We start from the raw sequence: 24,633 nt of genomic DNA on the forward strand, positions 1-24,633 counted from the left end.
TTGTTACGGAAGAGGATGTCACTGGGCTTGGGCGGCTTGTTCCCGGTCATGCTTCTCCCTGCGCATCGGGTCTGAGACTTTGAAGGACAGCAGACGTTCTTCCGCGATGTAGGCGTTGCCGTGCTCGGAGTCGCGTGCGATGTACTCGCGGGTCGCCACCTCCACGCGGTCGCCGCGACCGAACTCACCTGGGACGCGCAGGCTGCCGATGCGCTCCGTGGTGAGCGTCGTCCAGCCGTCCGATGTGCTGACGGCCTTTCCCCACAGGAGGTAGCCGCCATCTGTTGTGCTGATGGCATCCACCGAGGGGCGCGCGATGAAAGACGAAGGCAGGATCGTCGGGTCCTCGGTGAGCAGGACGGCGCGCCCGGAATCCTGAATCCAGCGCAGTTCGGTGTGCTCGTCGAAAGCGCGAGCCTCGAAGACACCTTCAAAAGAGGAGCCGCGTGCTTCGGCGACGGTGACGACCTCGTAGCGCCATGGTGTGGTAAGCAGCGCGAACCCGTCCGGTGCGCATTTCATCGCTTCGGCGAAGGAGAGGCCGTCGCAGGTGGCGACGTGCAAGGTCGTGCCGGTCATCGCGTTCCCCCTGCGTATTCGCGCCATGCGGTCGCGATTTCCCCGTGCCGGAGGGCGTCCTTGAGAGTGGTCCGCGACGTCCAGCCGTTGCCCGAGAATTCGATGGTCTCGATCGTGACGTCGCCGAAGCCCCGGTTCACCATGCCGCCGAGCGGGACGCGGCGTTGCTCCAGGTCCCGCAGCACGAGCAGGAGTAGCGCGAGAGCCACATTTCGGTGGCCGCCGAGACGGGTGAGGTCGACGGTCAGCCGGATCGGCTCCCAGTCGACGCCGTGCGGTTCGAGGACGCTGAACAGCAGGTGGTCGGCGGCGCCTCCCGTCCAGCGGTCGATCGCGACGTGGTCGGCCTGGTCGAGGCCGCGGGCGGCGAGCGCGTCGCGCACCGAGGGCGGGAGGGCCTTCGCGTCGTCGGGGTCCGGTGCGCCGTTGACCACGATGTCCCATACGTCGGAGGGGACGACCGTCTCGCTCACGCACTCGTGGACGGTCAGCGCCCCCGCGCCCCACGGATGGGTGGACGGTTCGCGCCGCGCAGTGCCGAACAGGACGCAGACGGCGTCCAGCCCGTCGAGCTGCTTCAGGAAGGCCTCGGCATGCCGGCGCGCGGGCGCGTCGGCGTCGTCCTCCGCGTCCTGGATCGGGGGCGGCGGTGCGTCGATGCCGCGGGCGGTGCGTTCGATGAGTTCGGCGTGGCCGCGGAGGGCGCCCTTGATGGATTTCCCGCTCAGCGTGAGCTTCAGCATGTCCGGCCCGAGCTGGGTGGTCAGCGGCAGCGTCTTGATCATCGCGCCTTCGCCGGCGGCCCGGACCATGACGGGCGCGTCCGGCCTCCACCGGAGCTGGACGGTCAGCTTTTCGCGGCGGGCGGGCAGGTCGGCGGCGCCCGCGTCCACCCGCGACTCGTCGAACACCTCGGGCTCGCCGCCGAGGAAGGCGAGGAGGCCGTCCCGGCTGGTGAAGTCGTGTTCGTGGACGTCGAGCGGCGACGCCATCAGCGACACGACACCGAAGCCCTTGCCGTTGGCGGCGCCAACGCCGATCTCCTCGGCCTTCAACGCGGTCAGCAACGCGTGCAGGCGGGCGCGGTCACGGTCGAGGGTCTTCCGGGTCGTCTCGACGTCGAGGTCGAACGACAGGTAGTGGCCGGGCGGGACGATCGTGCGCGCGTACAGGAACGCCGAGGCGGCGGCGCCGGTGACGCGGTCGATGCCGACACCGTGGACGACCGGCAATGCTCGCGATCTGAGGGGTTCGTTCGGGATTCCGTCCCCGTCGGTACCGGTCGTGGTGGTGATCACGGCGTCGCGGACGACGACCCGGCTCGCCTGCCCGGAGTCCGGGTCCTTGTCCGGGATGAAACCCCACATGTCGTTCAGTGGGGCGGTTAGGGGATCGGCGCCGCGCATCCAGGCACGTAGCACCCCGGCGAGGCTCGTGCCGGGGACGTAGACGCGGTCCTGCCCGTCCACGGCGACGGGCAGTGCCTCGGCCGGATCGAGCGCGACACCGCCCACATGCAGCGGCGTCTGGGTGCGCAGCCAGCCGCGCACGCGGAGCCGCCGGTCCATCGGACGCCCGGTCATGTGCGCTCCTCCTGGGCTTCCTGTCGGGTGTGCGCTTCTTGCTGGGTGTGGGCCTTTTGTCGGGTGTGGGCGGCCAGGCATGCCGTGAGCAGCGAACGCAGCGCTTCCGGCCGCAGTTCGCGGGGGAGGACGTCCGGGCCGTCGACGGTCAGGCACAGCCGGTACTGATCCTCGAACTGGAGCGTTTCCCATACGTCCTGCCTGGCCAGCAGGGTTCGGATCGCCGCCGTGATGCGCGGCGCGTCCCACCGTTTCGTGAGCCGGACGATGCGTGCCTCAAGCACCTCCGGCTCCTCGCCGAGGTGGTCGAACAGGCGGCGGAGCGCGTTCAGCCGCGTCGCCGAGAGGCCGACGATCGAGCCGAGCACCTCGTTCGGGGAGGCGGCCCGCTCCTCGGCGAGCCGCCAGATCTCCGCGCGCCACGCCGCCGTTTCGATCAACCGCGCGCCGGCGTGACCGGGGTCGTTCGTGGCCAGCCTTCGCGCCGCCGCCCTCGCCTGCTCGACCGGCTGCCTGCCGCCGCCGGTGGGCACCTTGTTCACGAGAAGGGGATCGTTGATACGGACCTGACCGAATCCCTCGCCGCGCCGCTCGCCGATGCCCGACCGCTCGACCTCCGCCAGGACGTCCGCGCCGATATGGCCCGCCTTCACCGCGAAGGTCAGGCAGCCGCCCGCCGCGAACCCGAGCAGGACCGGCCTCGGCAGCCGCCACCCGCGGTGCCAGGAGTCGGTTCGGGCGATCTCATAACTGGTGGGAATCCGGCCGCGTTCTTGCAGGACCGGTTCGAGTTTCACTCCGTCCGCTCCGGCTTCGGCGAACGTTTTCTGTAGGAGTTCGGCGAAATCATGGGGGTCGTCGCTCGGCGCGAGCCTGCTGTCGCGGACGAGGACGTCCGACAGCAGCCACACGCACAGCCGGTCACCAGCCCTGATCGGAGTCGCTTCGGATGTCGGGTCGACGAGTTCGGTGGTGACCGAAACCAGGCCGTAGTCGTCCTTGCGGGACCGGCCCAGCCGCCACTGGCCGCTCAGGTTCGTCCACCATCCGGCGTCGAGGATTCCCCGCCGGACCCTGACCTCCGCCACCAGCACGGTCCCGGGCTTGATCGCCTGGTACACGTAGACGCCGCCGAGGGCCTGGGCGGGACGCTGCGACTCGTCCTCGATCGTGTTGTGCATTCTCAGGACGAACTCGGGCGTTTCGACCGCCACGTTCGGTGCGACGGAGACATAGCCCTTTCGCACCCGCTTGAAAGCCCTGTCCTGCGGGGACGCCTCGGCCGCGCGGTTATGGATGCTCCGGTCTTCCTTGTCGCGCTCGAAGACACGGGGGACAGGACGGCCTCGCGCCCCGTCCACCTGAGGGGTCGCGGGCGTCACCACGAGGTCCCCGCAGCGCGCCGCCGCGGCCGCCGCGGACGAGTTGAGCCGCTTCAGCACCGGCCCCAGCAGAATCCAACCGGGCACATGGTCACGGCTCTCGACGAGGTTCCCGACCGTGCGGTGGTGCGCGAGCAGCGGCGTTTCGAGCGTCATGCGCAGGACGACGTGCTCCCAGCCTTCGCCCGCCGCCCTCTTACCAGCGGAGTCGGGTTGCGGTGGGCCTTCGGGTTGCGGCGGTGGCACCGGGTTCGCCGTCCAGCGCGCCAGGTCGTCGCCACTCGGAGGCAGTCCCGTGCCCCCGAGATCGAGACGGCACCGCCCGGACCCCCTGCGCCGCTTCGCGCCGATCCCCTCCACCAGCCTCGCCCCCGCCCACAGCAGGGCGCGCGCACAGCCGAGTTGCTCCTCCGTCAACCCTTCCGGCAGCTCCGCCGTGCCTTCCAACGTCACCCCGCCGCGCGCCATCTCGTCGAAACGCAGCATGTCCTCCCTGGCCGCCCCGGTCACCGGGTCGTGCGCGACGCCGGGCTTCACGAACGTCACCGCATCGAGCAGGCGCCGATTCCCCGCGATGGCCTGCCCGAGCTCACCGGAAAGGCGGAGCGGGCCGAGATAACGCAACGCGGCCGGCCGCGGATGCCGCGCCGCGACCGCCGGCGCGTCACCCGCCTCGGCACTCAGAAAGGTCGGCTGATAACCGAACAGATAATCCACCCAGGACCGCCAAATACCATCCCCACCCCTCGCCCCGCCGCCGCCACTGCTGTCGCCGCCGCTACTGGCACTCGCCCCGCCGCCCCCGCCGCTGCCACTCCCGCTCCCGCTGCCGCTGTCACTCCCGCTGCCGTTGCCGCTGTTGCCGCTGCCCCCGTCCCTGCCCGTGCCCCTGCCCGTCCTGCTCTCGCTGTTGGTGCCGGTGTTGGTGTCGAGGGCGCGTGCGGCGATCTCGCAGCCGTCCCGCCAGACGCCGTTGAGGGACTTCGCCGGGACGAAAGGCAACCCGTGCTTCTCGTCCTTCAGCACCTGCCTGCTCAGCCGACCGTACTGTCCGGTACCGGCGCCGATGTGCCAATCACTCAGCATGCGCAGGGTCAGCGAAATGGAATGGCTCATGACACGTCCTTCGAGCGGAGGAAGGGAGCGGCGTTCAGCGCGTCCAGGAGCCCCGTGCGGTTCGTTCCGTCCTCCCAGAAGAGCGAACCGTCGTCGGCGAGCCCGTGCACCGCTTCCTCTCCGAGCCACGTCGATACCATCTTGAATCGCGATTGCGCGGCCTGGCGTCCACGGAACAGGGCGGACCGCAGTTCGTGCGCCTGGGACGCCGAGATGACGAGGGCACCGTCCTCCCTGGCGGTCAGCGCGGCGACTCGTCTTTCCAGGTCGTCCCAATGCCGGTGGCGCGCCCACTCGGCATCGCCCACGTCCCCGACGACATAGGGCTGCCCCGACAGGCACGTATCCCCGTCATCGAGCGTCTGCTGCTCGCGCAGGCGTTCCAGATCGGCGTACGCGCTCTCGTAGAGAACATGGAATGACAGGGCGCTCCTGTCCTGCCCCAGTTCCTGCTTCACCACCTTCGCCTCGTCGGTCAACTCCTCGGCCAGGTGGACGGCGCGGTGGAACGGATAGGCACGCTTCACGATGGCGACACCGGCGCAAGCGCCCAACCCGCGCAAATCCTCCACGTGTTTGAGTACCCCACCGACCGCGTCGTGCTCGTTGGCCAGCCGAGTGAACTCCTCCAGGTAATCGCGTGCGAACGGGAGGGCCAGCTCCCCGTCACAGACCACGGTGAGGTCGTCGCCGCCGAGAACGAGCGGAAGGACCGGCGGTTCGTCCGTGCCCGCCGACCAGCCGTTGCCACGCAATTTCTTCAACGCCGACCGGAACGCGTCCCGGGCGCACTCGTCGACGCCTTCCGACAGATCGCGGTACTTGCTTACATAATCCGCCGCAGTCTTGACCTCCTGCTCCTCCATGAGGGACGGGAAGCGCTGGAATACCTTCCCCATGCCATTGCCGTCGGCATGGACGACCGCGACCCACTCCGCCCTGAAGTTCAGATGGTCGATGATCGAGGAAAGCTTGCGGCGAGCCACCGCCTCCTCGTCGCCTTCGACACAGAGCCCCATCTTGATTGCCAGCCGCAGCAACGCCCGATCGAAGGCGTGCAACTTCGCCAGACTCGGCGCCGAACGAGCCTCAGGCAGCCGCCCTTCCGCACGCGCCCGCGCTCCCTCCAGGGGCCTTTCGGCTGGCGTCCGTCCTTCGGTGGGCAACTGAGCTTCGGCAGCCAGTCGCCCTTCGACAGGCAGTTGCCCTTCGACAGGCAGTTGCCCTTCCACCGGCGCCTGCCCTTCCACCGGCGCCTGCCCCTCCGCAGGTGGTCGCCCTTCCACGGGCGGCCGTGCTTCGGCAGGGAGCCGTGCTTCCGCAGGCAGCCGAGTTTCGGCAAGCGGTCGTGCTCCCGCCGATGGCTGCCCCTCCGCAGGTGGCCTCGCTTCCGCGGGCGGCCGTGCCTCTACCGGCGGCTGCGCTTCCGCTGGCGCCTGCCCTATCGCAGGTGGCCTCGCTTCTGCGGGCGGTCGTCCTTCCACGGACGGCCGTGCTTCCACAGGAAGCCGTGCCCCGGCAGGCGGTCGCACTTCTACCGGCGGCCGTGCTTCCATCAGCGGTCGCCCTTCCGTAGGCGATTGCGCTTCCACAGACGGCTGTGCTGCCGCAGGTGGCCGTACTGCGGAAGGTGGCCGTCCTTCCGGGGGATGCCGTCTATCCGAAGGCGATCGTCCTTCCGGGAACTCGACGACCCCGCGAGCCGGAAGCCCACTGGATCCGCACCGCGCCGCGATCGGCACCCCCGGAAACCGCAGCCTCGGCCCGCGCCGCCGCGTCCGCGCGACCACGAGGAGCTCCCGGGCCTCGGCGATGCCCCGGGCGATCTCGTTGGGGTCCCCCCATGTGAAGGGTTGGCCGACCGCGCCGCACACGTCCAGGCCCGGTGCCTCGCGCAAGGCCGCTTCGGTGATGATCCCGACGACCTTCTTGCCGACTTCCTCGTCCCTGACCAGCATCGTCACACCGCCCGCATTCGCGGTCACCACTTCGATGCCGTGTTCCTCGACGCGCCACGCGCGGCCGTCCACGCCCGGCGCCTCCGCGCCCACCCCGACTTCCGCTTCGGCTCCGGCGTCCGCCCAGGCCTCGGCCAACGCCCTGTCGAGCCACTCGCCCTCGACACAGGTGATCAGATGCGATGCGCCGACATTCTCCCGGCGCTTGTTCGATCCGAAGATGTAGTTCTGGTTGCCCGCCGTGCTCAACACGACCGCGTGCACCTGCACCCTGCGCCCCCTTCTCGTCCACAGCACCATCGGTAGGGACTGATGGACGGACCCCGACGGTCGTCAGAGCGGCATGCTAGGTGGGCCGATCGGCCGCCTTCCGGCGAACGCGAACACTGACGGTGACCGACTCCGGCCTCTCAGTAGGCACCGTCCCTCCCGGCGGTTTCCTTAGCCTCAGGACGAGGCCGTCCGAGCCCGCGCAGGGTTTTGGCGCCGCCCGGGGGCGGGTGCGGCTTTTGTCCCTTCCGGCAGGTTCTTCAGCCTCAGGAGGTGGTCGCCTGAGGTTGCGCAGGGGTGCTGGCGTGGCGGGGCGCCGGGAGCGGCCCTCGTCCGTCCCCACAGGTTCCTAGCGTCAGGGCGAGGCCGTCCCAGCCTGTGCAGGGGTATGGCGCCGAGGACGCGCCGGGTGCGGCTTTCGTCCATCGCTACAGGTTCTCCAGCGTCAGGACGTGGTCGCGTGAGCCTGTGCAGGGGTTTTGGTGCTGCGGGGGTGCCGGGAGCGGCTTCGTCCATCAGTACGTGTCGTCCACGGCGAGGGAGCGAGGCGGCGATGACCGAGACCACGAACGCACCGACGATGACGGTCGTCGGGGGCCCGTCCACGACCCCGTCGCGGACCCACCGCGTGATCACCGACGGCGCCACCTGGAGCGGCATCGGTGGTGCCCTCGCGGGCGGGTTCGGCATCGAGGCCGCCAAGTCGGTCATGACGCATACTCCGGCCGGTCGCTGGTGGTTCGTCCTCGGCTGTCTCGCCGGGCTCGCTTGTATTGGGTTCGGTGGCTGGCTGCGCGTCCGCGCGTCCGCCAAGACCCAGATCGGGCTCGTCGTCACCGCGGCCGACCCCGGACGCGGCGCCGCGCGTGCGGCTTTGCTGGAGGGCAAGGCCATCGAGTACAGCCAGCGGGCCTGCGCGGTCACCGTGCGGACCCGGCTCGCGCTCCCCGAGTCCCACCCGTGGCCCAAGGAGGGCATCGACGCTCTCGCCGACGAGATGATCGCGGCGGCGGGAATCGCGGAACGGCTCGTCAGCGGCGCCACCCGCATCAACGTGATCCCGACGATGCCGCTGCCGGCCGGGTTCCGGTTCGGCGCCAGGATCGGCCATACCCACCCGCGCGAGATCGTCGTCCACGCGGTGCGGCAGCGCGACGGCGACCCGTCCTACTTCCCGGCGATCAGCCTCCGGGAAGGACCGCTCACGGCCGAACTCCTCACCATGGAGCCGCTGGAGGTCATCGAGGACGGGGACCGGACGTGCACGGCGCTCGCCATCGACCTACAGAACCTTGGGGACGACTTCGTCCAGCCGGTGCGCGCCGCCTGCCGCGGGCACGGGATCGGCAACCTCCTGCTCTTGCGCCGGCGGAGCACGGGCAGGCTGGAGGAGACCGAGGAGACCTACACGGCGATCGTGGAGCAGGTCTGCCGCGCCTGGCGTGACGCTCCCCTGCCGGCGGACGCCCGTACCGGACGGCACTCCGTCTTTCTCACCGGACCGGTCGCCATCTCCATCGCCCTCGGCGCCCGGCTGGCTCACATCCAGCCCCACCGCTGGACGGCCTTCAACTTCGACGACGTCTCCAGCACCTATACCCCCTTCCCGTCCGATAGCGGCTAAAGGTCTGGATTCGGATGAAAATGGGGAATTGTGGTGACCCCTCCTAGGGGCGATGAGCGCGAGCCTGCGGACAAAACCGACAAAAAACTCGATCAGTTGTGACCCCGGCAAATGCTGATCGAGCGGGGCGATATTCCAAGCCAGCATATCCACTCCTGCGTTCGAGACCACATCCGGACAGGCGATGTCGTGATTAAGTTTGTTGTCAGCTCATCTTCCACCATGAGGGTGGCGTAACGTCCCCCGTCGTGGGCGAGGAGCCGGTGGAGTTCACGCTCGCAGACGGGTCTGACAAAACCGGCCGTCCATCAGTCCTGGCTGAAAGTTCACACCTCCTGCCCGTTACCAATTGCCGAGAAAGGACCGATTTGATGCGTTTGCGAGTGAGCTTCCATACGGGGGCCCAGGAGCTTCCATGGGAGGAGGTGCTGGCGCCTGGCCGGGCGCTGTCGTACGCGCTGCTGGAGCGGGGGGCGCCCGAGCTGGGGAAGGCCCTCCACCGGAACGGGCTGGGATCCCACGGACTCGCCCCCTTCGGGTACGGCGCGCCGGTGTTCCCCGCGGCGCGGCGGCGGCGCGGGGTCTATGCCGCCGAAGGCCCCGGTGTCGTGGAGTTCGGCAGTCCGCTGATCGCGGTGGTCGAGGGCTGGGCGGCCGCGCTGGCGGCGATTCCCGTGCTGGCGTGGGGAGCGACCGCGTTCATCGTCGACACGGTCGAGCCGGTGGAGGCACCGAAGTTCGAGTCGGGAAAGGCCGTCTTCCGCACCGAGACGCCGGTGGTGATGAAGTGCTCGGGACGGGACGACTCCGGTGCCCGCGCGCACCGGCAGGCGTGGTGCCTTCCGGGCGAGCCCGAATGGGACGTCTACGTGCAGAGCAATCTCCGGCGCAAGGCGGCGGCCCTGCGCCTGGATCCGGAGGTGACCCTCGAAAACGTCGGCTGGATCGGGCCGAAGCGCTCGTTCGCGGTCGGCAGCGGCGGGGGCGGGAAGAAGCCGGGGGCCAGGGTTGAGGTAATGGTGTCCGGGGCGCCGGAGACGCTTTCGGCTCTGCACTCCTGGGGGCTCGGTCAGGCCAACAGCACCGGAATGGGCTGGATCGGTGCCTGAGACCGCATCGGCCACGTCCTTGGAATTGACTGCGGCCCCGTCCTTGGAATTGACCGCGAGTCCTTTGCAGCGCGTAGGGGCTTTCGCCTTGGCGGCGCTCGCCAAGGTGGACCACCCCCGCGACGTATCAGGCGGCCTCCTCCACGCGACCGTCGAGCGGATGACGAGCCACCTCCTGGAGACGGTCAAGGCGGCGAAGGCCACCGATGACGGCGGGTTCTGGCTCGGGGCCAGTTACCTGCTGTGGCCGAATTCGAAGCTGAATCCGACCGCGCGCGGACGACAAACACCCCCGGAGCGGAAGCGGCTGATCGAGGAGTGGCGGGCGTGTCCGGATCCGGCTGATTGGCCGGAGGCGCCGTGCGCATACTGCGCACGCCCGGCCTGCGACTGGTACGGCAAGGTCGACATCCCCCTGGGCGCGAGCGTCGCGCACCGCAACACCACCGCACCAGGTCACGAGGGCACACCGCTGTGTTACCCGTGCGTCGCGAGCCTGTGGGCCTTCCCGTATGGCGCGTCATTGTCGGGCGGCCGGGCCGCCCTGATGCATTCCTGGGACGACGAATTCCTGACGAGGATGACCGCGACCACGGTTGATCAGACCTTGCGTCGGGCTTCCGCCGGGCCGTCCAAGAAGCAGAAGCCCAGCCCGTACGCGCGCGAATTGTGGGTGCTGCAAGCGGTGCGCGCCTACAGCCAGCGGATCACCTCCGGTGTGGAGCTGATCGTGTTGTCCAACTCCAACAAGGAGCAGCTGCTCGCCACGCAGGAGCTGACCCAGCCGGTCGCGGAATGGCTCCGATCCACCAACAAGAAGACCGAGCTCAGGGCCGCATACCCGGTGCTGGTCGCGACGCAGGGAACGAAGCAGGTTCCGGGAGATGCGTTCCTGGCCAAGCGCGCGTTCACCCGTCCGGCACAGGTCTTGGATTTCGCGATCGGCCACGTACTGAACAAGATCTCGGCGGCCGCCCTCATCCCCGCCGAAACGATCGTGTTAGGCCCACTCCTTTACGACTACTGCCGTGAGGTACTGACCATGGACGACAAGGACGTCGAACGCATTAAGGAACTGGCGCGACGGCTGGCCGCACTGCTGGGGCAGGACAGCCGCCGGGGCCCGTTCCGCGAATTCATCCAGGCCAACAGCAAAGGCGGAAACCTGCACGGCTGGTTCCGCTCCAAGGGCGTGGACTGGCTCCTTTTCGCGCGGCCCAAGGACACCTCGCCCGTCCTGCTGCCGGTGCAGGACTACCGGCTGCTCTTCGAGGACGAGCGGTCCTGGTCCTGGCGGCGGCTGCTGGTCTTCGCCGTGCTGGAGGCGCTGGCCGAGGCGGGATGGGAGCCGAAGGGCTCACAGGAGGAACTTCAGGAGATCAAGGAACTGGCCGTCGCCGTCGGCGGCGACCAGGAGGAAGGGGCACGGCTGTGACGTTCCTGGTGGGACAGCAGATTCTCCAGATCAAGGCCGGTGCGCCGAACAACGGGCGGGGCGAGGACAACCGGGGAATGGTCAAGCAGTTCATGGTCGGCAGAGGGGACAAGTATCCGTATGTGTCCGCGCAGGCAGGTCGCCGGTGGCTGCGCGACAGCCTGCCGACCGGTGAGCCGACCTCGCCGGTGATCCGCAGCGGGGAGGGCAAGAAGCAGCAGGCCTACACGCGCGGCCGTCCCGACCTCTACCTGGACGACGACCTGTTCGGCTACATGATCGCGGTCAAGGCGGACGAAGCGGGCAAGTCGCAGACGTTCATGCGCGACACGGTGCTGGCGACCGGCACCCTGGTCTCGGTCGTGCCCAACAGGCCGATCATGGACTTCGGCACGATGAGCCGCGACTTCGAGCCCGGGACGAACCCCGTCATCCACGAGCACGAGATGTACACCGCCGACCTGGCCGGTGACCTGCTCCTCGACCTGCCGCGCGCCGGGACGTTCGAGACCGGTGGCAGGACGACCAAGGCCGCGCTGCCCGGCGGCCTGGCCGACGAGGTGGTCGAGCGGGGCGGCAGTGAGGTCGTCCTGCGCGACGTGCGGTGCGTGCGGTTGCCGATCGACGAGCGGCGCCGCCGGGTCGCGGTGCTGCTGCGGACGATGGCGGTGGTCAAGGGCGGCGCCAAGCAGTCGGCCCACTACGGCGACCGGACGCCCGGCCTGCTGATCCTCGCGCCGATCAAGGGCGGGACCAACCCGTTCACCAGGGTCGTACGGGAGCGCGACAAGGCGACCCACTTCGACGCCGACGTCCTGCGCGAGGAGATCGAGGCGTGGGCCGACGAACTGGACGGCCCGGTCCGCATCGGCTGGGCGCCCGGGTTCCTCGGCGGCCAGCGCGACCGGGCCGGTAGCGACCTCGCCGACCTGATCAAGGAGGAGCGGCTCGTCCTCGGCCACCCCCGGACCGTCCTGAACACCCTGGCCGACGAGATCGAACGCGGCGACCACGACCACTGGTTCGACGACGCGCGATAGCACGCCCGCACCGTACGAGCCACCCGCCCGCCCGCGTCGTCCGCGTCGTCCGCAAGGAGTACGCCCATGCCCGAGGCCCTGGAAGTGACCGTCACGGCTCCGGTCGTCAGCTTCCGCAACCCCCTCTACGACGGGCTCCAGGTCGGGCTGCCCTGCCCGCCGCCGTCCACCGTCGGCGGGATGCTCGCCGCCGCCGCCGGAGGATGGGACCGGGTGCCCCCGCACACCCGGTTCGCCATGACCTTCCACGCCGCCGGATCGGGCGAGGACCTGGAGACCTACCACCCGCTCGGCAGCCCCGGGACCCCGACCAACGTCACCATCAAGATCCGGGATTTTCTGGCCCTCGTCACGCTGACGGTTTGGCTCACCGAGGACATCGGCCTGTGGACGCGCGCGATCCGCCGCCCGGTCTGGCCGCTGCGGCTCGGTCGCAGCCAGGACCTGGTCGCCACGGCCGTCCGCCGCGCCGAGCTGACCACGTCGACCGGCCGCCAGAACCATGCGATCGTCCCCTTCGGCCTGCCGAACGCAACCGGCACGACGATGCGGCTGACGACCGCCATCTCCGCCGACCGAGCCCGCTTCACCTGGGACAACTACCGATATGCCCCGGACGGCGCGCGGGTTGAAATCGACACCGGCCTCGCCACTGCGGACGGACAGGCCCTGGCGCTCCTCCCACCTGTCCATCCGGACCGGCTGGCCCCGACCCCCTGAGACCACCACTGTGAAAGACCTTCGAGCGAAGAGCTCCCCCGAGCCGGGAGTTCCCGGCGAGCTGCTGACCAGCCATCTGCTGAACACCCTGGAAGCCGTGTGGGCGATCCGTGCCCGGGTGGGCGACATCCCCGGCATGCCACCCGATTTCTGGACGTGGGCGGCGCTTGCCGCGCTGCTCCACGACACAGGCAAGTTGCCGGACGGCTTCCAGCGGATGATCGGCAACATCGCCGGGCAGAAGCCGACCGTCTGGGGCGAACGGCACGAGGTGCTGTCCCTGGGATTCGTACGCCTGCTTCTCGCCGATCTACCCACCGAGCAATGTGACTGGGTAGCGGCGGTGGTGGCCGGGCATCACCGACCATTCACCTCGGGCCTCGAAGGCGCGTCCAAACTGCCGCTGTTCACGCAGTACGTCGACGACCGTCCCAAGGACTTCGCCGAAAAATTCACACCGGCCGACCAGGAGCGCCTCGTCGCCCTCATGGAATGGCTGCACGCCACCGGCCGCCGGTACCGTCTGCCGTTCCCCGAGACCGCGCCGCGACCCGGCGTCCGCCAGTTGACGGACGCCGCCCATCGGCAATTCCAGAAACTCGTGGATCGCTGGGGGCTGCAACTCCCATACGGCAACGCCGGTGGCACCACGGCAGTTCTCTTACTGGGCGCAGTCACCATGGCCGACCACCTGTCCTCCGCGCACGTGCCCCTGGACAGCCGGAACCCACTGAACGAGACCTACCCCGTCCGGCTGGCGGAGCGGCTCGCGGGTCGCGGCCACACCCTACGTCCGCAACAGCGACAGGCCGCCGAAACCCTCGGCAACCTTCTCCTGCGCTCCTGGACGGGAAGCGGCAAAACCGAGGCGGTCCTCCTATGGGCGGTGACCCAGACCGGCGACCTGGCGGTCCGCGCAAATGGAAATCCCCGCGTCTTCTACCTACTGCCCTACCTGGCCAGCATCAACGCCATGACTGGCCGCCTCGCCGAAGACCTGAACTCACCTGACGGGATCGGTGTCGCTCACTCCAGAGCTGCCTCGTACCACCTTGCGAAGTCCCTTTCCGATGGATGCGCCAGTGAGGACGCCGCCGCAACCAAAGCGCATTCCCGCGCGGAGGCCACCAAGAATTTCCGTGAACTCCTCCGTATCGGCACCCCGTACCAGCTCCTTCGGGGCGCACTGGCGGGACCCGTGCACTCCAGCATCCTCACCGACAGCGCCAACTCGATTTTCATCCTGGACGAACTGCATGCCTACGACGCGCGCCGCCTCGGCATGATCCTCGCCGTCCTCAGCTTCTGGCACCGCCTCGGCGGACGCGTCGCCGTGCTCTCCGCGACCATGCCCACCGCCCTCGCCGACCTGGTCTCCCAAGCTCTCGACGGCCGGACGACCCTGGTCGAACCACCGGCGGAGCTTCAACCACCCGTCCGGCACCGGCTGCACACCCGCCAAGCCCATCTCACCGACAAGAAGTCCCTCGACGAGATACGCCAACGACTCATCGATGACCAATCCGTCCTCATCGTCGCCAACAACATCCGCGACGCGATCACCCTTTACGAAACCCTCGGACCCTTCTGCGTCGAACTCCACGGCGCAGGCTCCGCACATCTACTGCACTCGCGCTACCGCCGCATGGACCGGACCCCCATCGAAACCGCCATCAAGAAGCGCTTCGGCAGCCGAGAGCCCCGCCGGCCGGGCCTGCTGGTCGGAACCCAAGCGCTCGAAGTCTCCCTCGACCTCGATCTCGACGCCTGCCACACCTCGGCCGCCGACCTCGAAGCCCTCGTCCAGCGCTTCGGCAGGACCAACAGGCTCGGCACCCTGGCCCCCGCCCCGCTGATCGTCCACCAACCCGCCTATTCCACCCGCAACGGCGAACAGTGGGCCGACGGCGTCTACGAAGCCGAGCCCACCCTGCACGGCTGGGACATCCTCACCCGCCACGACGGACAGGCCATCAACGAACAGGTCATCACCGGATGGCTGGACGAGATCTACGCCGGCCCCTGGGGCCGCACCTGGTCCGAAAGGGTCGAGCGCCACCGCCGCGAATTCGAGAAGGCCTTCCTCGAATTCTCCCACCCCTTCGACGACCGGTCTCTTCTAGCTGACATCTTCGACCGGCAATTCGAAGGATCCGAAGTCATCCTTCGCCAAGACCACGACGACTACAGGGCCTCCTTGGAGGGCAAGGAGGACAAGGCAGTCGCTCGCCTGCACGCCGACCAGTACCTCATACCCGTCCCGTCATGGTGCACCTCCCTTGGCAGCTATGACAAGCGCTTCAGGATATGCGTCATCGAGGGCGACTACGACGAACGCCTAGGCCTGCGGGCCATCAACCCCGACCCCCACCAAAAATACGAACCGGGTGAGATCCTTTGATCGAGGCCGATGACGTCGGCGGCGTCCACATCAAATACCTCTACCACTGCCGCCGCCAACTGTGGCTCTACCTGCGCGGGGTCCGCCCCGAACACCTGAACGGCAGCGTGCAACTCGGTGAGGCCGTACACGACACCTCGTACACCCGCCGCAGCCCGGTAGACCTCGGCGCGGCGAAACTCGACTTCGTCGACGGCCGCCACTGGGTCCACGAAGTCAAATCATCGGCCCGGCCGACCCCCGCCGACCAGGCCCAGGGACGCCACTACTGCTACCGCCTCGCAGATATCGGCATCGACGCTCAGGGCGCGATCCTGCACTACCCCAAAACCCGCCGCACCCACCGCCACCCCTACACACCAGAAGCCGCCCATAAAGCCAAGGCCGACATCGCCGAGGTCCTCACCGTCGCCGCCGCCGACACCTCGCCCACCCGCCTCGCACGCTCCGCCTGCCGGGGTTGCAGCTACACCGACTACTGCTGGACGGAATGACATGCCCGCCGCCGCACGCACCTACTGGCTCACCAGCCCCTGCCGCATTCGCCGCAAGGACGAATCACTGGTCATCGAACGCGAAGGAACCGGCAAGGTTCACCTGCCGGTCACCGACGTCCGTGACATCGTCGCCTGCGCCGAAACCGACATCAACACCTCCGTCATCGCGCTCCTGAACCGCCACCGCATCAACGTCCACTTCCTGAGCCACTACGGCGACTACGCCGGATCACTGCTCACCTCGGACACCAGCACGTCCGGCGAAACCGTCCTCGCCCAGGCTCGCCTTGCCGAACACCCCGAAGCCGCACTCCAGGTCGCCCGCAACATCGTCGGCTCCACCGCCTTCAACGTCCGCCGCGTCATCGACCGAAAACTCCTCGCCCGCCCCTACGACGTCCTGCGAAAGGACCTCGAATCCGCTGAGAGCGCCGCCCACCTCATGGGCATCGAGGGCAATTTCCGCCGATCGGCATGGGACGTCCTCGACACCAAGCTCCCCGGCTGGCTCCAGCTGGGCGGCCGCAGCCGCCGCCCGCCCAAGAACGCGGGCAACGCATTCATCAGCTACGTGAACGGCATCACCTACGCCCGTACTCTCACGGCCCTACGTCTGACGCCCCTGCACACCGGCATCGCCTTCCTGCACAGCAGCATGGAACGCCAACGCCACTCCCTGGTCCTCGACATCTCCGAGATGTTCAGGCCACTCTTCGCCGAGCGGCTGCTCCTGCGGATGGCCACCCGGAACCAACTCAAGGAGCACCACTTCGACACCGAGACCAACCAGGCCATGCTCAGCGAAAACGGCCGCAAACTAGTCGTCCAGGCCGTCCGCGACGAACTGGCCGTCACCGTCGCCCACCGCACCCTCAACCGCTCCGTCGCCTACGACGAACTGCTCTACCTCGACGCCCTCGCCCTCACCCGACGATGCCTCGAAGGCACCACCTACAAGCCGTTCCGCATCTGGTGGTGAGCCGTGCACGTCATCGTCGTCTACGACACCGCCGCGGAACGAAATCCCCGCATCCTGCGAACCTGCCGCAAGTACCTGCACCACGTCCAACGAAGCGTCTTCGAAGGCCAGGTCACCCAAGCGCAACTACGCCGCTTCCAATCAGAAGTCGAAACCCTCCTGGACCTCTCCTACGACAACGTGATCGTCTACACCTTCCCCCCAGGCACAACCCCCATCCGCCACGCCTGGGGCGCCGCCGAACCCAACCCCACCGACATCCTGTGAACCCCCACCAGCCCACAGTCGCCACATGAACGCCGTCCTCATACCCTCGCCAGGGGTCGTAATGGGCTCTGAAACTGCGGACCCGCGGCCAGCGGAAATCATCATCGCCGCTATCAGCGGTCTACTCTCCCTGTCTGGCACCGTCCGACCACGGCCCAATGCTTGCCGCTGTGGTGCCTGCTGTTCCGTGCCATCGTCCTGACGGCATTCGATGCCCAGGTCTGTTGAACCGCAAGCCTCCATGGAGGTGAGACGGTCAGGCGAAACTCGCGCTACCGTCCGGTGAATGATGACCTTCGAGGTCGATGATGTCGAGCCGACCGTGGAGCGACTGCCTACCGGGCCCCTCGGCGATCAGTTCGCTGAAGCGCTGGTGGTCGGAGGCGATCCGACCGTGCCGGTGTTGAAGAGCGACGGTGTACACCCACTGCTCAGCGCCGTGGGACGGGCGTTCGCCGAACATCGTCCGCTCGTGCTTTCCCCGGACGTGGTGTGGCTGACCATCATGCAGGGCCTGGCCCAGCATGTGCGCCTTCACGCCGAGGAACTGCGCCCCCGGCTGGTCGAACACGCCGGTCGCAAACGGCTCATGGTAATGGTCGACGGGCCGATGCCTCAGGGGCCCGGCTCGTGGCAGCACGCTGTCGAGTCGTTCAGTGAGCTGCTCCTTGCCGAGATCAGCAGCGTCGGCGAGTTCGACTGCGACTTTTCCACCAGCACAGACGTCGATCGGATGGCCGGACGGGTTGCCCTGCTGGATGTGTACTCGCCCTACTTCGCGCTGTGGATGACCTTCGTCTGCGGTATCCCGTCCATCACGTTGACCGGCACGATCGAGGACTGGCAGACGATCCGTAATCGGGTGGACACACTCGCCGCGTTCGGTTTGCGAACCTGGTGCCGCTCACTCGCGGCAATCGCCGACCAATGCGTCAGAGCCGCGGCGGGCGATGTGGACATCGCGTTCTGGCGGCGCATCTACAGCCCCGTCGACGCCTACGGCGGCGAGGTTATCACAGGCTGGGCCGCGCGGTTCTACCCGTACCTGTCCGGTGACGGGGAGGTCACCAAGCCCAATCCATTGCTGGGGCTGCCAATCGACGAACCCCGCGGCATAACGACCGGTCCTAAGGGGCCCTATAACGGTCCCGGCATCCGCAGCGACCGGGTGCCGGCCACATTGTCGCGGGTGAGGATCGGTATCAACGACCGGGTCCGGCACGTCAATTCGACCGTGGCCCTGCATGCCGGCGTGATCGGCGTCGCTCAGGAGCGCGACGGCGCGCTGCGCCCGCTCAACGGCTGGTATCTGGCGCCGGCTTCGGTCGAGATCGACGATGTGATCGACCGGATCATCCGCGACCATGCGGCCGATGCGCCGCGGCCCCACCGCTGGCGCTACGCCCCCGCCGACCTTGCGGCGCTCTACCGTCGCATCGGCTCGGCGACGATGTTCGACGGCGCCTGGCGGCTGCGTCCGGCCGCGGACCACCGCCGGATTCGGCGCGGAGCGCACCACCGTTCGATCCAGACGGTCATCGACATGGCTGACGGCCGGTGCATCAGCGCGGCCATCGACCTCGGCATGCAGACCTTCCACTGGATCGTCTGCCGTGTCGAGCGGGTCGAGATCGAATCTGAGGGTCATCCGAACAACGCATTCCGGCTAGTGGATGAGCCCGCCGACGTCCCGGTGTACGGCACCTCGCTCGCACTGCTACTCGATGCCGCCCTGGACTCTGGCGGTGATATCTCCCACCTGGAAACCGGGCGGCTTGACCAGCTCGACGGAGCAGCCTCCTAGAACCATGTCGGGTGCGGCAGTTCTCGGGGATTGGTTGAGTAGCGATTTGGGGTTTCGGTCGTCCACCACCGCCGGCGTAGAGGCGATCGCGATGGCTCGCCTCTCAAGTAGCCGCCGGTCGCGGCGGATGGCCACGTCCGGTGGCTAGCGTTCCTCAACCCAAGTTGTACCCATGCGCTTTTGGGGCGATCGTGGGTTCTCGTCCGCGCGAGAGCTGTTGCTGGCAAAATCGCGGCATGGAACGTGTGCTTGGAATCGGTGGGTACTTCATGAGGGCCGCCGACCCGGCGGCCCTGAGCGCGTGGTATCGCGATTGTCTGGGCTTGGACGCGGACGAGAACGGCCTGTGGCGTCAGAACGACGGGCCGACGGTATTCGCGACGTTCGAGTCCGAGACCGACTACTTCGGGTCCCGCACCCAGCAAGCCATGCTGAACTTCCGGGTTCGCGACCTGGACGCGATGCTCGCGCAACTGCGCGCCAAGGGAGCGGACGTAGCAGAGGAAACCCAGGACATGGAAAGTGTCGGTCGATTCGGCTGGGTCACCGATCCCGAGGGCAATCGGGTCGAGCTGTGGCAGCCCGCCTGACCGCTTGAACAAAACCCAGCCCCTACCCGCGCGCTGTCGCTAACCAGATGCCCGCTGGTCGGGCGATCGGGCATGCTCTCGACCATGACTTCGGGGATGGCTTGTGGGCCTCCGGCCAGGGTGCTGGCGGCGTTCGATCTGACGGGATCGGCTCGCCCGCTCGCCGGCGGCCAGGGGGAGAGTTTCTGCGTCGGAAACGCGGTTCTGAAGCCGACGAGTGATCCGCAGGCGGCCGAATGGTCCGCAGCGGTCTTCGCGGGACTGCCCGCCTCGGCCGAATTCCGCGTTCCGCGGCCCCGCCGCTCGCGTGACGGCGACTACGTCGTTGAGGGTTGGACGGCCGCTGAGCTTCTTGATGGCCACGCGGGGCCGGCTGGGAACTGGGAGCGTTTGATCGCTGCCTCCAGAGCGTTTCACCAGGCACTGCGGCATCTACCACGGCCCCGATTCCTTGACCGGCGCCGAGATCCTTGGGCGATCAGCGATCGGGTGGCTTGGGACGAAGCGCCGCCACCGCCGTCGACAGATGCTGACGAACTGCTGGCGAGGTTGCTGCATCTAAAAGAGCCGGTGCGGACCGAAAGCCAACTCGTCCATGGGGACCTCACCGGGAATGTCATGTTCCATCCGGGTCGGCCACCAGCCGTGATTGATTTCTCCCCCTACTGGCGGCCGGTGCCGTATGCCGAGGCCGTCGTGGTCGTCGATGGGCTGCTCTACCACCACGCGGCCCCAGCTTTGCTCGACGATGTTCTTCCCGGCCGTGACGGGCTTCAGATGCTCGTGCGCGCGCTCGTCTTCCGGCTGACCACCTCGGCTCTCTGGCCGGGTTCGGGTGGGGTGATTCCCCAGGATGAGTTGGCGCGGTTCGCGCACGTCACTCACGTGGCAGAGCAGCGAATCCGGGCAGGTCATGATTCGTGCCCGTGAGCCTTCGCGCTGATGCGCGGAGCGGGAGGACCCAGGTCGACAGGCGTCTGCCGGGTCTGGCGTTTCGCCTCCTGCCGCTTGGAGCGCGGGAAGGCGAGTGTCAGGCCGATGCCATCGATCTCGCCGAGCCATGATTCGGCCTCGGCGCGTGCACGACGGGTGAGGAAGCCGGTTTGGAACTCGGCGAGGCGACCGCGCATCCGGAAGGTGTTGTGGAGTATCGGGCAGTGGATGCAGGCGTGTTCGTGCTGGCAGCCGGTGCCGTAAGGCCGTCTGGAGGAGCCGCGTTCGACCTTGCGTTTGTCGAAGTTGGCGGCCCAAGGTCCGAGATCGACCAGCTGACCGGCCCTCGTCGAGTGCCCGATCGACGAGGTGACAGCGGACGGTGTTAGCGGTGGGGGGTGGCGGTTAGGCAGCTCATGATCAGGTCGGTTAGCGCGTCGACTGCCTCGGGGACGGTTGTGCGCCCGTGGTTGAGTTCGGCGGCGATCGCCTCGGCGGCGCCCAGTGCACCGGCGCAGCGTAGTCGGAGCGCCTGGGCGCCGAGGCCGGAATGGGGGGCCAGCGCGTCGGCCATCAGGTCGGTGTAGTCATCGAGCAGTTCGTGCTGGACCGCTTCCATCTCCGGGCTCCCCTTCAACGCCGCCGAGATCGCGTTGAGTTCCGGCATGGTCGTGGCGCAGGTGAGGTAGGCCTGGGCCATCAGCCTTGCGACCCCGTATGCGTCAGCCCCTGCTTCCGTCAGTGCCCGCGTCAGCGCGGCCCGGTGCTGCTCGTCGAGCCGCCGGTAGAGCGCGATGAGAAGCCCCTGACGGGTGCCGAAGTGGTCGTACACGATCGGCCTGCTGACCTCGGCGGCCTCAGCCAGCGTGACCAGGGTCAGGCCGTCGGCCCCGCGGTCGCGGACGATCGCCGTCGCCGAGACGAGCAGTTGCTCCCGCCTGGCCTGCTTGGACAGGCGGGTCGATGGTGCCCTCATCGTCCTCCTTGCGTCAGGACGTCAGCCTAAGCTACAAAGAGTAGGTTACAAAATGTAGCTTGGTGTGAGTGAGAGGACTCCGTAGATGAAGCAGCCAGTTTTGATCATGGGCGGGTCGGGCCGGGCGGGCTCGGACACCGCCGCCGTCCTACGGGGGTGGCACCCGGACCTGCCCCTGGCCATCGCGGGCCGCAACCTCGACCGCGCCCGGAAGGTCGCCGACGAACTCGGCAATGCCATCGCCGTCACCCTCGACCTCCGGCGTCCCGCCCTCGGCCTCCCCGCCGAGCAGGACTTCTCCGCCGTGGTCGCAGCCGTGCGCGACTCCCGCCTGCACGGGCTCGGTTACGCCCAGGAGCGCGGCCTGCCCTACCTCAGTATCTCCAGCGGCCTGGTCGACATCGGCCCGGAGGTCGTCGCCGGTGCCCAGCGGGCGAGTGCCGCACCGGTGCTGCTGGCCAGCCACTATCTGGCCGGTCTCGTCGTCCTCGTGGCCCTTGACCTGGCCCGGGAGTTCGGACGGCTCGACGCCGTCCGGATCGCCGCCGTCCTCGACGACCAGGACGCCGGCGGACCCGCGGCGCTTGAAGACCTGGAGCGCCTCGCCGCTGTCACCTCCGCCGGCCTGGTGCGCCGGGACGGGGCCTTCACCTGGGTCTTCGGGGCCGAGGCGGAGGTGGGTGTGCCCAGCATCGACGGTGTCGTGCTGCCCGGCCGGCGGATCGCCATCCTCGACGTCCCGAGCCTCGCCCTGGCCACCGGGGCGGGTGAGGTCCACTTCGACTTCGCCGTCGGCGCTTCGGCCAGCCGCCGACGCGGCGAGCCGCCTTCCACCGAGGTCCTCATCGACCTGGAGGGGACCGGCCCGTCCGGCGACCCTCTCCGCACCCGCCGCCATCTCTTCCACCCCGCAGGCCAGCGCCCCCTCACGGCCCTCGGCATCGCCCTCGGCGTCGAGCGGTTGCTCGGCCTGCGCGGCGAACCTGTCGGCCCGGGCCTGCACACCCCCGAAGCCCTGCTCGACCCGGCTTTCACCGTCGAGCGGATGAGGGCCATCGGCACCACTTTCGCCACCGTGTGACGCTGCGGGTTGGAGTTGCGAATTGCGGGTGCCGAGGCTGTTGAGCGGCGTGCCGGACGATGTGTGGTGGATGGAGCGTCCAGCCCGTGGCGAGGTGCCGGTGCCGGAGTTGATGCGGGGCCCCTGGTAGTGCCCGGTGGTCGGGCGGTCTGTGCTCCGGCGGCCAATTCAGGCAACTACTCCAGAATGACGGCGACGCCGCCAGTTCTTACGTACCGCGAACGGAATACCGCCCGGCCTGGGAACTCGGGGTTTCTCCTCCTTAGCCTGCAAACCATGATCACTAAGACCCGCGCACGACGCGCCATCGCGGTCATGGCCACCGCCGCCCCGCTCGCCCTCGCCACGACGGCGCTGCCGGCAACGGCCCAGGAGATACAGCCGGCGGTCTCGACACTGCGGTTCAGCGCCGAGGCCGCCACGGTCGGTACCAAGCTGACCGGCTCGGTGACCCTGGACAGACCCGCTCCCGCCGGGGGCTCCCAGGTCACCCTCTGGCGCAACACCATTCCGCACCCAGCGTCCTCATGCCCGCGAAGGTCACCGTCCCCGCCGGAAAGACGTCGGTATCGTTCCCCGCCACCGCCTACTCGGCCGAGCCCTACGACCGTGACCACGCCACCATCATCAAGCCATCGGCTCATCTGGGAACCTCACAGGCCTCGCGTGAGCTGGTCCTTCTGCCCACCGCCTTCGCCCTGTCCAGCGGTGTGGCACGACCCGGCACCGGTACCAAGATGGCCGTCGGCATCGGCACGGCCGCCCCTGCGGGAGGAGCCACGGTCGCCCTGAAGAGCAACGTCGCGGATATCAAGGTTCCGGCGACCGTCACGATCCCGGCGGGAAGCCCCGGGGTGTCCTTCCCGGCCTCGGTGGCGTCCTCGGCTCAGGCAGGCGGGACCGGCCAGATCACCGCCACCTGGCAGGGCTCCTCGACGACCTCCGTCTTCTACCTGGGTTGACGGCCTTCGTCGGTGATCTGATCGACAAGGATCTGGCGGACGCACTGGACGGCGACCTCTCCAACGCCGCCTTCACCAGCGCGACCGGGTAACGCTCCGCGCCCCTGCCGGGCGGTATGGCCGAACATCCGTTGTGAAACGGTGGCGATTCCCAACGGTCGGGGTCGGCGGGGGCGGCTGGTACGGGGCAGCGGGTCCGGACGTTCAACAAGACCGCTGTCGTCATCACCGCGAAATACGACGGGCGCCGGGTTTTCGGCCTGGCCACCGCAGTCTTGCTTGGTCTCTGGGACGTCAGTCCGGTAGCCAGTGCAGCTCGCGCGCCAGGGTTGTGGCGACGGCACGGATGCGGCGGTGTAGTGGCGACTGCTCGCGGGGGAGGGCCAGGTGAATCGTCAGGCTGGGCGCGTCCCGCAGCGGTCGCCAGGTGAGACCGGCCGGTGATGCGGTGAGGGCGGCTTCTCCGGCCGGGGCGAGGGTGACTCCGTCGTGCAGGTCGTGCTGAGACATGTCGAAAGAAACTGCGGGGGTGTGGAATCGGGGGTGTGGTCGGGTGTCCTGGAACAGTGCGGCCAGCTGATCGTGGATCACGGGGTTGGCCGCACGGTCGGGGAGTCGCAGCGGATAGGCGGCCGCGTCGGCGATCTCGATCTCCGGGTGTTCGGCCAGCGGATGGTGCTGCGCCAGCTGGACCCCGGTGCGCTCACGCCGCAGCAGGGACCGGCGCACGCCACGGCCCGGCTGTTCACCGCGGGTGATCCCGGCATCGATGCGGCCGTCGGCGACCGCGGGGGAGATCTCCGGTGTCGCCATCGGGACCGCGCTGACCTGGAGACCGCTGTTGCCGCGAGTCAGCCTGTCCACCAGGGCCGGGGTCGTCTCCGCCCCGGTGGACAGGCTGTATCCGAAGCGCAGCGTGCCCAGGTCACCGGCCGCCGCGCTGCGGGCGGTGTCCCATGCCCGGTCCAGCGCCGCCAGCGCGGGCGGCGCGGACTCCGCCAAAGCCGCACCGGCCGTGGTCAATACGACGCTACGGGTGTTGCGGACCAGTAGGGCCGTACCGAGTTCCGTTTCCAATCGGCGCATCCGGGCGCTGAGTGCGGGCTGTGCGATACCGATCCGTGCGGCCGCGCGGGTGAAGTTCAGCTCCTGCGCCAGCACCAGGAAGTACCGCAGGCTCACCGTGTCCGGCGCCACGTGCCCTCCCCGCCGATTGATAACGAACCGTTCTGAGTCTATCTCGCACCGGTCTTTCCCTCGACCGCATACCAAGCCCTAACCTGCGCATATGCCGGTTCAGCCGACCGCGGTACCGGTCGCCGGGATC

The 24,633-nt window shown here is 68.5% G+C and carries 21 protein-coding genes; 14 read left to right on the top strand and 7 right to left on the bottom strand.

What is annotated here, in order from left to right:
• Nucleotides 1-18: 18 nt before the first annotated feature.
• Genes csx19 through K2F47_RS37175 form a run of 4 tightly spaced genes read right to left on the bottom strand, consistent with a single transcriptional unit; the run spans nt 19 to nt 6,888 of the window.
• Nucleotides 19-579: a type III-D CRISPR-associated protein Csx19 gene (gene csx19 / locus K2F47_RS37160; protein ID WP_242910928.1), complete on the bottom strand. Its 561-nt coding sequence runs from the start codon at nt 577-579 to the stop codon at nt 19-21.
• The gene (locus tag K2F47_RS37165) at nt 576-2,162 is read right to left on the bottom strand and encodes an RAMP superfamily CRISPR-associated protein (RefSeq protein ID WP_242910929.1); all 1,587 of its coding nucleotides are present in this window, start codon (nt 2,160-2,162) and stop codon (nt 576-578) included. Before K2F47_RS37165 ends, csx19 begins: the two co-directional genes overlap by 4 nt.
• The gene (locus tag K2F47_RS37170; RefSeq protein ID WP_242910931.1) at nt 2,159-4,660 is read right to left on the bottom strand and encodes an RAMP superfamily CRISPR-associated protein; all 2,502 of its coding nucleotides are present in this window, start codon (nt 4,658-4,660) and stop codon (nt 2,159-2,161) included. Before K2F47_RS37170 ends, K2F47_RS37165 begins: the two co-directional genes overlap by 4 nt.
• Nucleotides 4,657-6,888: a Cas10/Cmr2 second palm domain-containing protein gene (locus tag K2F47_RS37175; protein WP_242910933.1), complete on the bottom strand. Its 2,232-nt coding sequence runs from the start codon at nt 6,886-6,888 to the stop codon at nt 4,657-4,659. Before K2F47_RS37175 ends, K2F47_RS37170 begins: the two co-directional genes overlap by 4 nt.
• Nucleotides 6,889-7,441: 553 nt before the next feature.
• Between K2F47_RS37175 and K2F47_RS37180 the strand changes: the two genes are divergently transcribed.
• The 12 genes from K2F47_RS37180 (at nt 7,442) to K2F47_RS37235 (ending at nt 20,284) form a co-directional block, all read left to right on the top strand.
• Nucleotides 7,442-8,512 carry an SAVED domain-containing protein gene (locus tag K2F47_RS37180; protein ID WP_242910935.1) on the top strand — a complete coding sequence of 357 codons (1,071 nt, stop codon included), beginning with the start codon at nt 7,442-7,444 and terminating at the stop codon, nt 8,510-8,512.
• A gap of 371 nt (nt 8,513-8,883) precedes the next feature.
• Nucleotides 8,884-9,621, top strand: a complete 738-nt coding sequence (locus K2F47_RS37185) for a CRISPR-associated endoribonuclease Cas6 (protein ID WP_242910937.1) — start codon at nt 8,884-8,886, stop codon at nt 9,619-9,621.
• A gap of 88 nt (nt 9,622-9,709) precedes the next feature.
• Nucleotides 9,710-11,056: a DEAD/DEAH box helicase gene (locus K2F47_RS37190; RefSeq protein ID WP_242910939.1), complete on the top strand. Its 1,347-nt coding sequence runs from the start codon at nt 9,710-9,712 to the stop codon at nt 11,054-11,056.
• Nucleotides 11,053-12,096 carry a type I-B CRISPR-associated protein Cas7/Cst2/DevR gene (gene cas7i, locus K2F47_RS37195; protein WP_242910940.1) on the top strand — a complete coding sequence of 348 codons (1,044 nt, stop codon included), beginning with the start codon at nt 11,053-11,055 and terminating at the stop codon, nt 12,094-12,096. Before K2F47_RS37190 ends, cas7i begins: the two co-directional genes overlap by 4 nt.
• A 66-nt stretch (nt 12,097-12,162) precedes the next feature.
• Nucleotides 12,163-12,816 (top strand): CRISPR-associated protein Cas5, encoded by a 654-nt coding sequence (gene cas5, locus K2F47_RS37200; protein WP_242910941.1) that lies wholly within the window; start codon nt 12,163-12,165, stop codon nt 12,814-12,816.
• 10 nt (nt 12,817-12,826) lie between these two features.
• A complete protein-coding gene (gene cas3, locus K2F47_RS37205) occupies nt 12,827-15,217 on the top strand; it encodes a CRISPR-associated helicase Cas3' (protein ID WP_242910942.1) in 2,391 nt (796 codons plus the stop codon).
• Nucleotides 15,214-15,711 (top strand): CRISPR-associated protein Cas4, encoded by a 498-nt coding sequence (locus K2F47_RS37210; protein ID WP_242910943.1) that lies wholly within the window; start codon nt 15,214-15,216, stop codon nt 15,709-15,711. The genes cas3 and K2F47_RS37210 overlap by 4 nt, the downstream gene beginning before the upstream one ends.
• Nucleotide 15,712: 1 nt before the next feature.
• On the top strand, nt 15,713-16,693 hold the full coding sequence (gene cas1, locus K2F47_RS37215) for a CRISPR-associated endonuclease Cas1 (protein WP_242910944.1): 981 nt from the start codon (nt 15,713-15,715) through the stop codon (nt 16,691-16,693).
• 3 nt (nt 16,694-16,696) lie between these two features.
• The gene (gene cas2 / locus K2F47_RS37220; protein ID WP_242910945.1) at nt 16,697-16,960 is read left to right on the top strand and encodes a CRISPR-associated endonuclease Cas2; all 264 of its coding nucleotides are present in this window, start codon (nt 16,697-16,699) and stop codon (nt 16,958-16,960) included.
• 286 nt (nt 16,961-17,246) lie between these two features.
• Nucleotides 17,247-18,764 (top strand): DUF4419 domain-containing protein, encoded by a 1,518-nt coding sequence (locus K2F47_RS37225; RefSeq protein ID WP_242910946.1) that lies wholly within the window; start codon nt 17,247-17,249, stop codon nt 18,762-18,764.
• 236 nt (nt 18,765-19,000) lie between these two features.
• Nucleotides 19,001-19,354: a VOC family protein gene (locus K2F47_RS37230; RefSeq protein ID WP_242910947.1), complete on the top strand. Its 354-nt coding sequence runs from the start codon at nt 19,001-19,003 to the stop codon at nt 19,352-19,354.
• An 84-nt stretch (nt 19,355-19,438) separates the two neighbouring features.
• Nucleotides 19,439-20,284 (top strand): hypothetical protein, encoded by an 846-nt coding sequence (locus tag K2F47_RS37235; protein WP_242910948.1) that lies wholly within the window; start codon nt 19,439-19,441, stop codon nt 20,282-20,284.
• Here K2F47_RS37235 and K2F47_RS37240 read toward each other — a convergent pair.
• Both K2F47_RS37240 and K2F47_RS37245 read right to left on the bottom strand, forming a co-directional pair.
• A complete protein-coding gene (locus tag K2F47_RS37240) occupies nt 20,266-20,484 on the bottom strand; it encodes a recombinase (RefSeq protein ID WP_242910949.1) in 219 nt (72 codons plus the stop codon). The two genes, K2F47_RS37235 and K2F47_RS37240, sit on opposite strands and share 19 nt — an antisense overlap.
• 188 nt (nt 20,485-20,672) lie before the next feature.
• Entirely contained in the window at nt 20,673-21,263 is a 591-nt protein-coding gene (locus tag K2F47_RS37245) for a TetR/AcrR family transcriptional regulator (RefSeq protein ID WP_242910950.1), read from the bottom strand.
• A gap of 85 nt (nt 21,264-21,348) precedes the next feature.
• On the opposite strand from K2F47_RS37245, the gene K2F47_RS37250 reads away from it, so the two are divergent.
• A complete protein-coding gene (locus tag K2F47_RS37250; protein ID WP_242910951.1) occupies nt 21,349-22,344 on the top strand; it encodes an SDR family oxidoreductase in 996 nt (331 codons plus the stop codon).
• 527 nt (nt 22,345-22,871) lie between these two features.
• Nucleotides 22,872-23,306 (top strand): hypothetical protein, encoded by a 435-nt coding sequence (locus K2F47_RS37255; protein ID WP_242910952.1) that lies wholly within the window; start codon nt 22,872-22,874, stop codon nt 23,304-23,306.
• A gap of 294 nt (nt 23,307-23,600) precedes the next feature.
• On the opposite strand, the gene K2F47_RS37260 is transcribed toward K2F47_RS37255, so the two are convergent.
• Nucleotides 23,601-24,503, bottom strand: a complete 903-nt coding sequence (locus K2F47_RS37260) for a LysR family transcriptional regulator (protein WP_308198534.1) — start codon at nt 24,501-24,503, stop codon at nt 23,601-23,603.
• Nucleotides 24,504-24,633 lie beyond the last annotated feature (130 nt).

The sequence above is a fragment of the Actinomadura terrae genome, from assembly GCF_022751215.1.
Classification (GTDB): Bacteria; Actinomycetota; Actinomycetes; order Streptosporangiales; family Streptosporangiaceae; genus Spirillospora; species Spirillospora terrae.

Coding starts and splice junctions, on each gene's coding strand:
- K2F47_RS37235 (WP_242910948.1), top strand. CDS start 19,439: ATGACTTCGGGGATGGCTTGTGGGCCTCCGGCCAGGGTGCTGGCGGCG.
- K2F47_RS37225 (WP_242910946.1), top strand. CDS start 17,247: ATGATGACCTTCGAGGTCGATGATGTCGAGCCGACCGTGGAGCGACTG.
- cas1 (WP_242910944.1), top strand. CDS start 15,713: ATGCCCGCCGCCGCACGCACCTACTGGCTCACCAGCCCCTGCCGCATT.
- K2F47_RS37255 (WP_242910952.1), top strand. CDS start 22,872: ATGCCCGCGAAGGTCACCGTCCCCGCCGGAAAGACGTCGGTATCGTTC.
- K2F47_RS37240 (WP_242910949.1), bottom strand. CDS start 20,484: ATGCGCGGTCGCCTCGCCGAGTTCCAAACCGGCTTCCTCACCCGTCGT.
- K2F47_RS37180 (WP_242910935.1), top strand. CDS start 7,442: ATGACCGAGACCACGAACGCACCGACGATGACGGTCGTCGGGGGCCCG.
- cas5 (WP_242910941.1), top strand. CDS start 12,163: ATGCCCGAGGCCCTGGAAGTGACCGTCACGGCTCCGGTCGTCAGCTTC.
- K2F47_RS37250 (WP_242910951.1), top strand. CDS start 21,349: ATGAAGCAGCCAGTTTTGATCATGGGCGGGTCGGGCCGGGCGGGCTCG.
- K2F47_RS37165 (WP_242910929.1), bottom strand. CDS start 2,162: ATGACCGGGCGTCCGATGGACCGGCGGCTCCGCGTGCGCGGCTGGCTG.
- K2F47_RS37185 (WP_242910937.1), top strand. CDS start 8,884: ATGCGTTTGCGAGTGAGCTTCCATACGGGGGCCCAGGAGCTTCCATGG.
- K2F47_RS37230 (WP_242910947.1), top strand. CDS start 19,001: ATGGAACGTGTGCTTGGAATCGGTGGGTACTTCATGAGGGCCGCCGAC.
- K2F47_RS37245 (WP_242910950.1), bottom strand. CDS start 21,263: ATGAGGGCACCATCGACCCGCCTGTCCAAGCAGGCCAGGCGGGAGCAA.
- csx19 (WP_242910928.1), bottom strand. CDS start 579: ATGACCGGCACGACCTTGCACGTCGCCACCTGCGACGGCCTCTCCTTC.
- K2F47_RS37170 (WP_242910931.1), bottom strand. CDS start 4,660: ATGAGCCATTCCATTTCGCTGACCCTGCGCATGCTGAGTGATTGGCAC.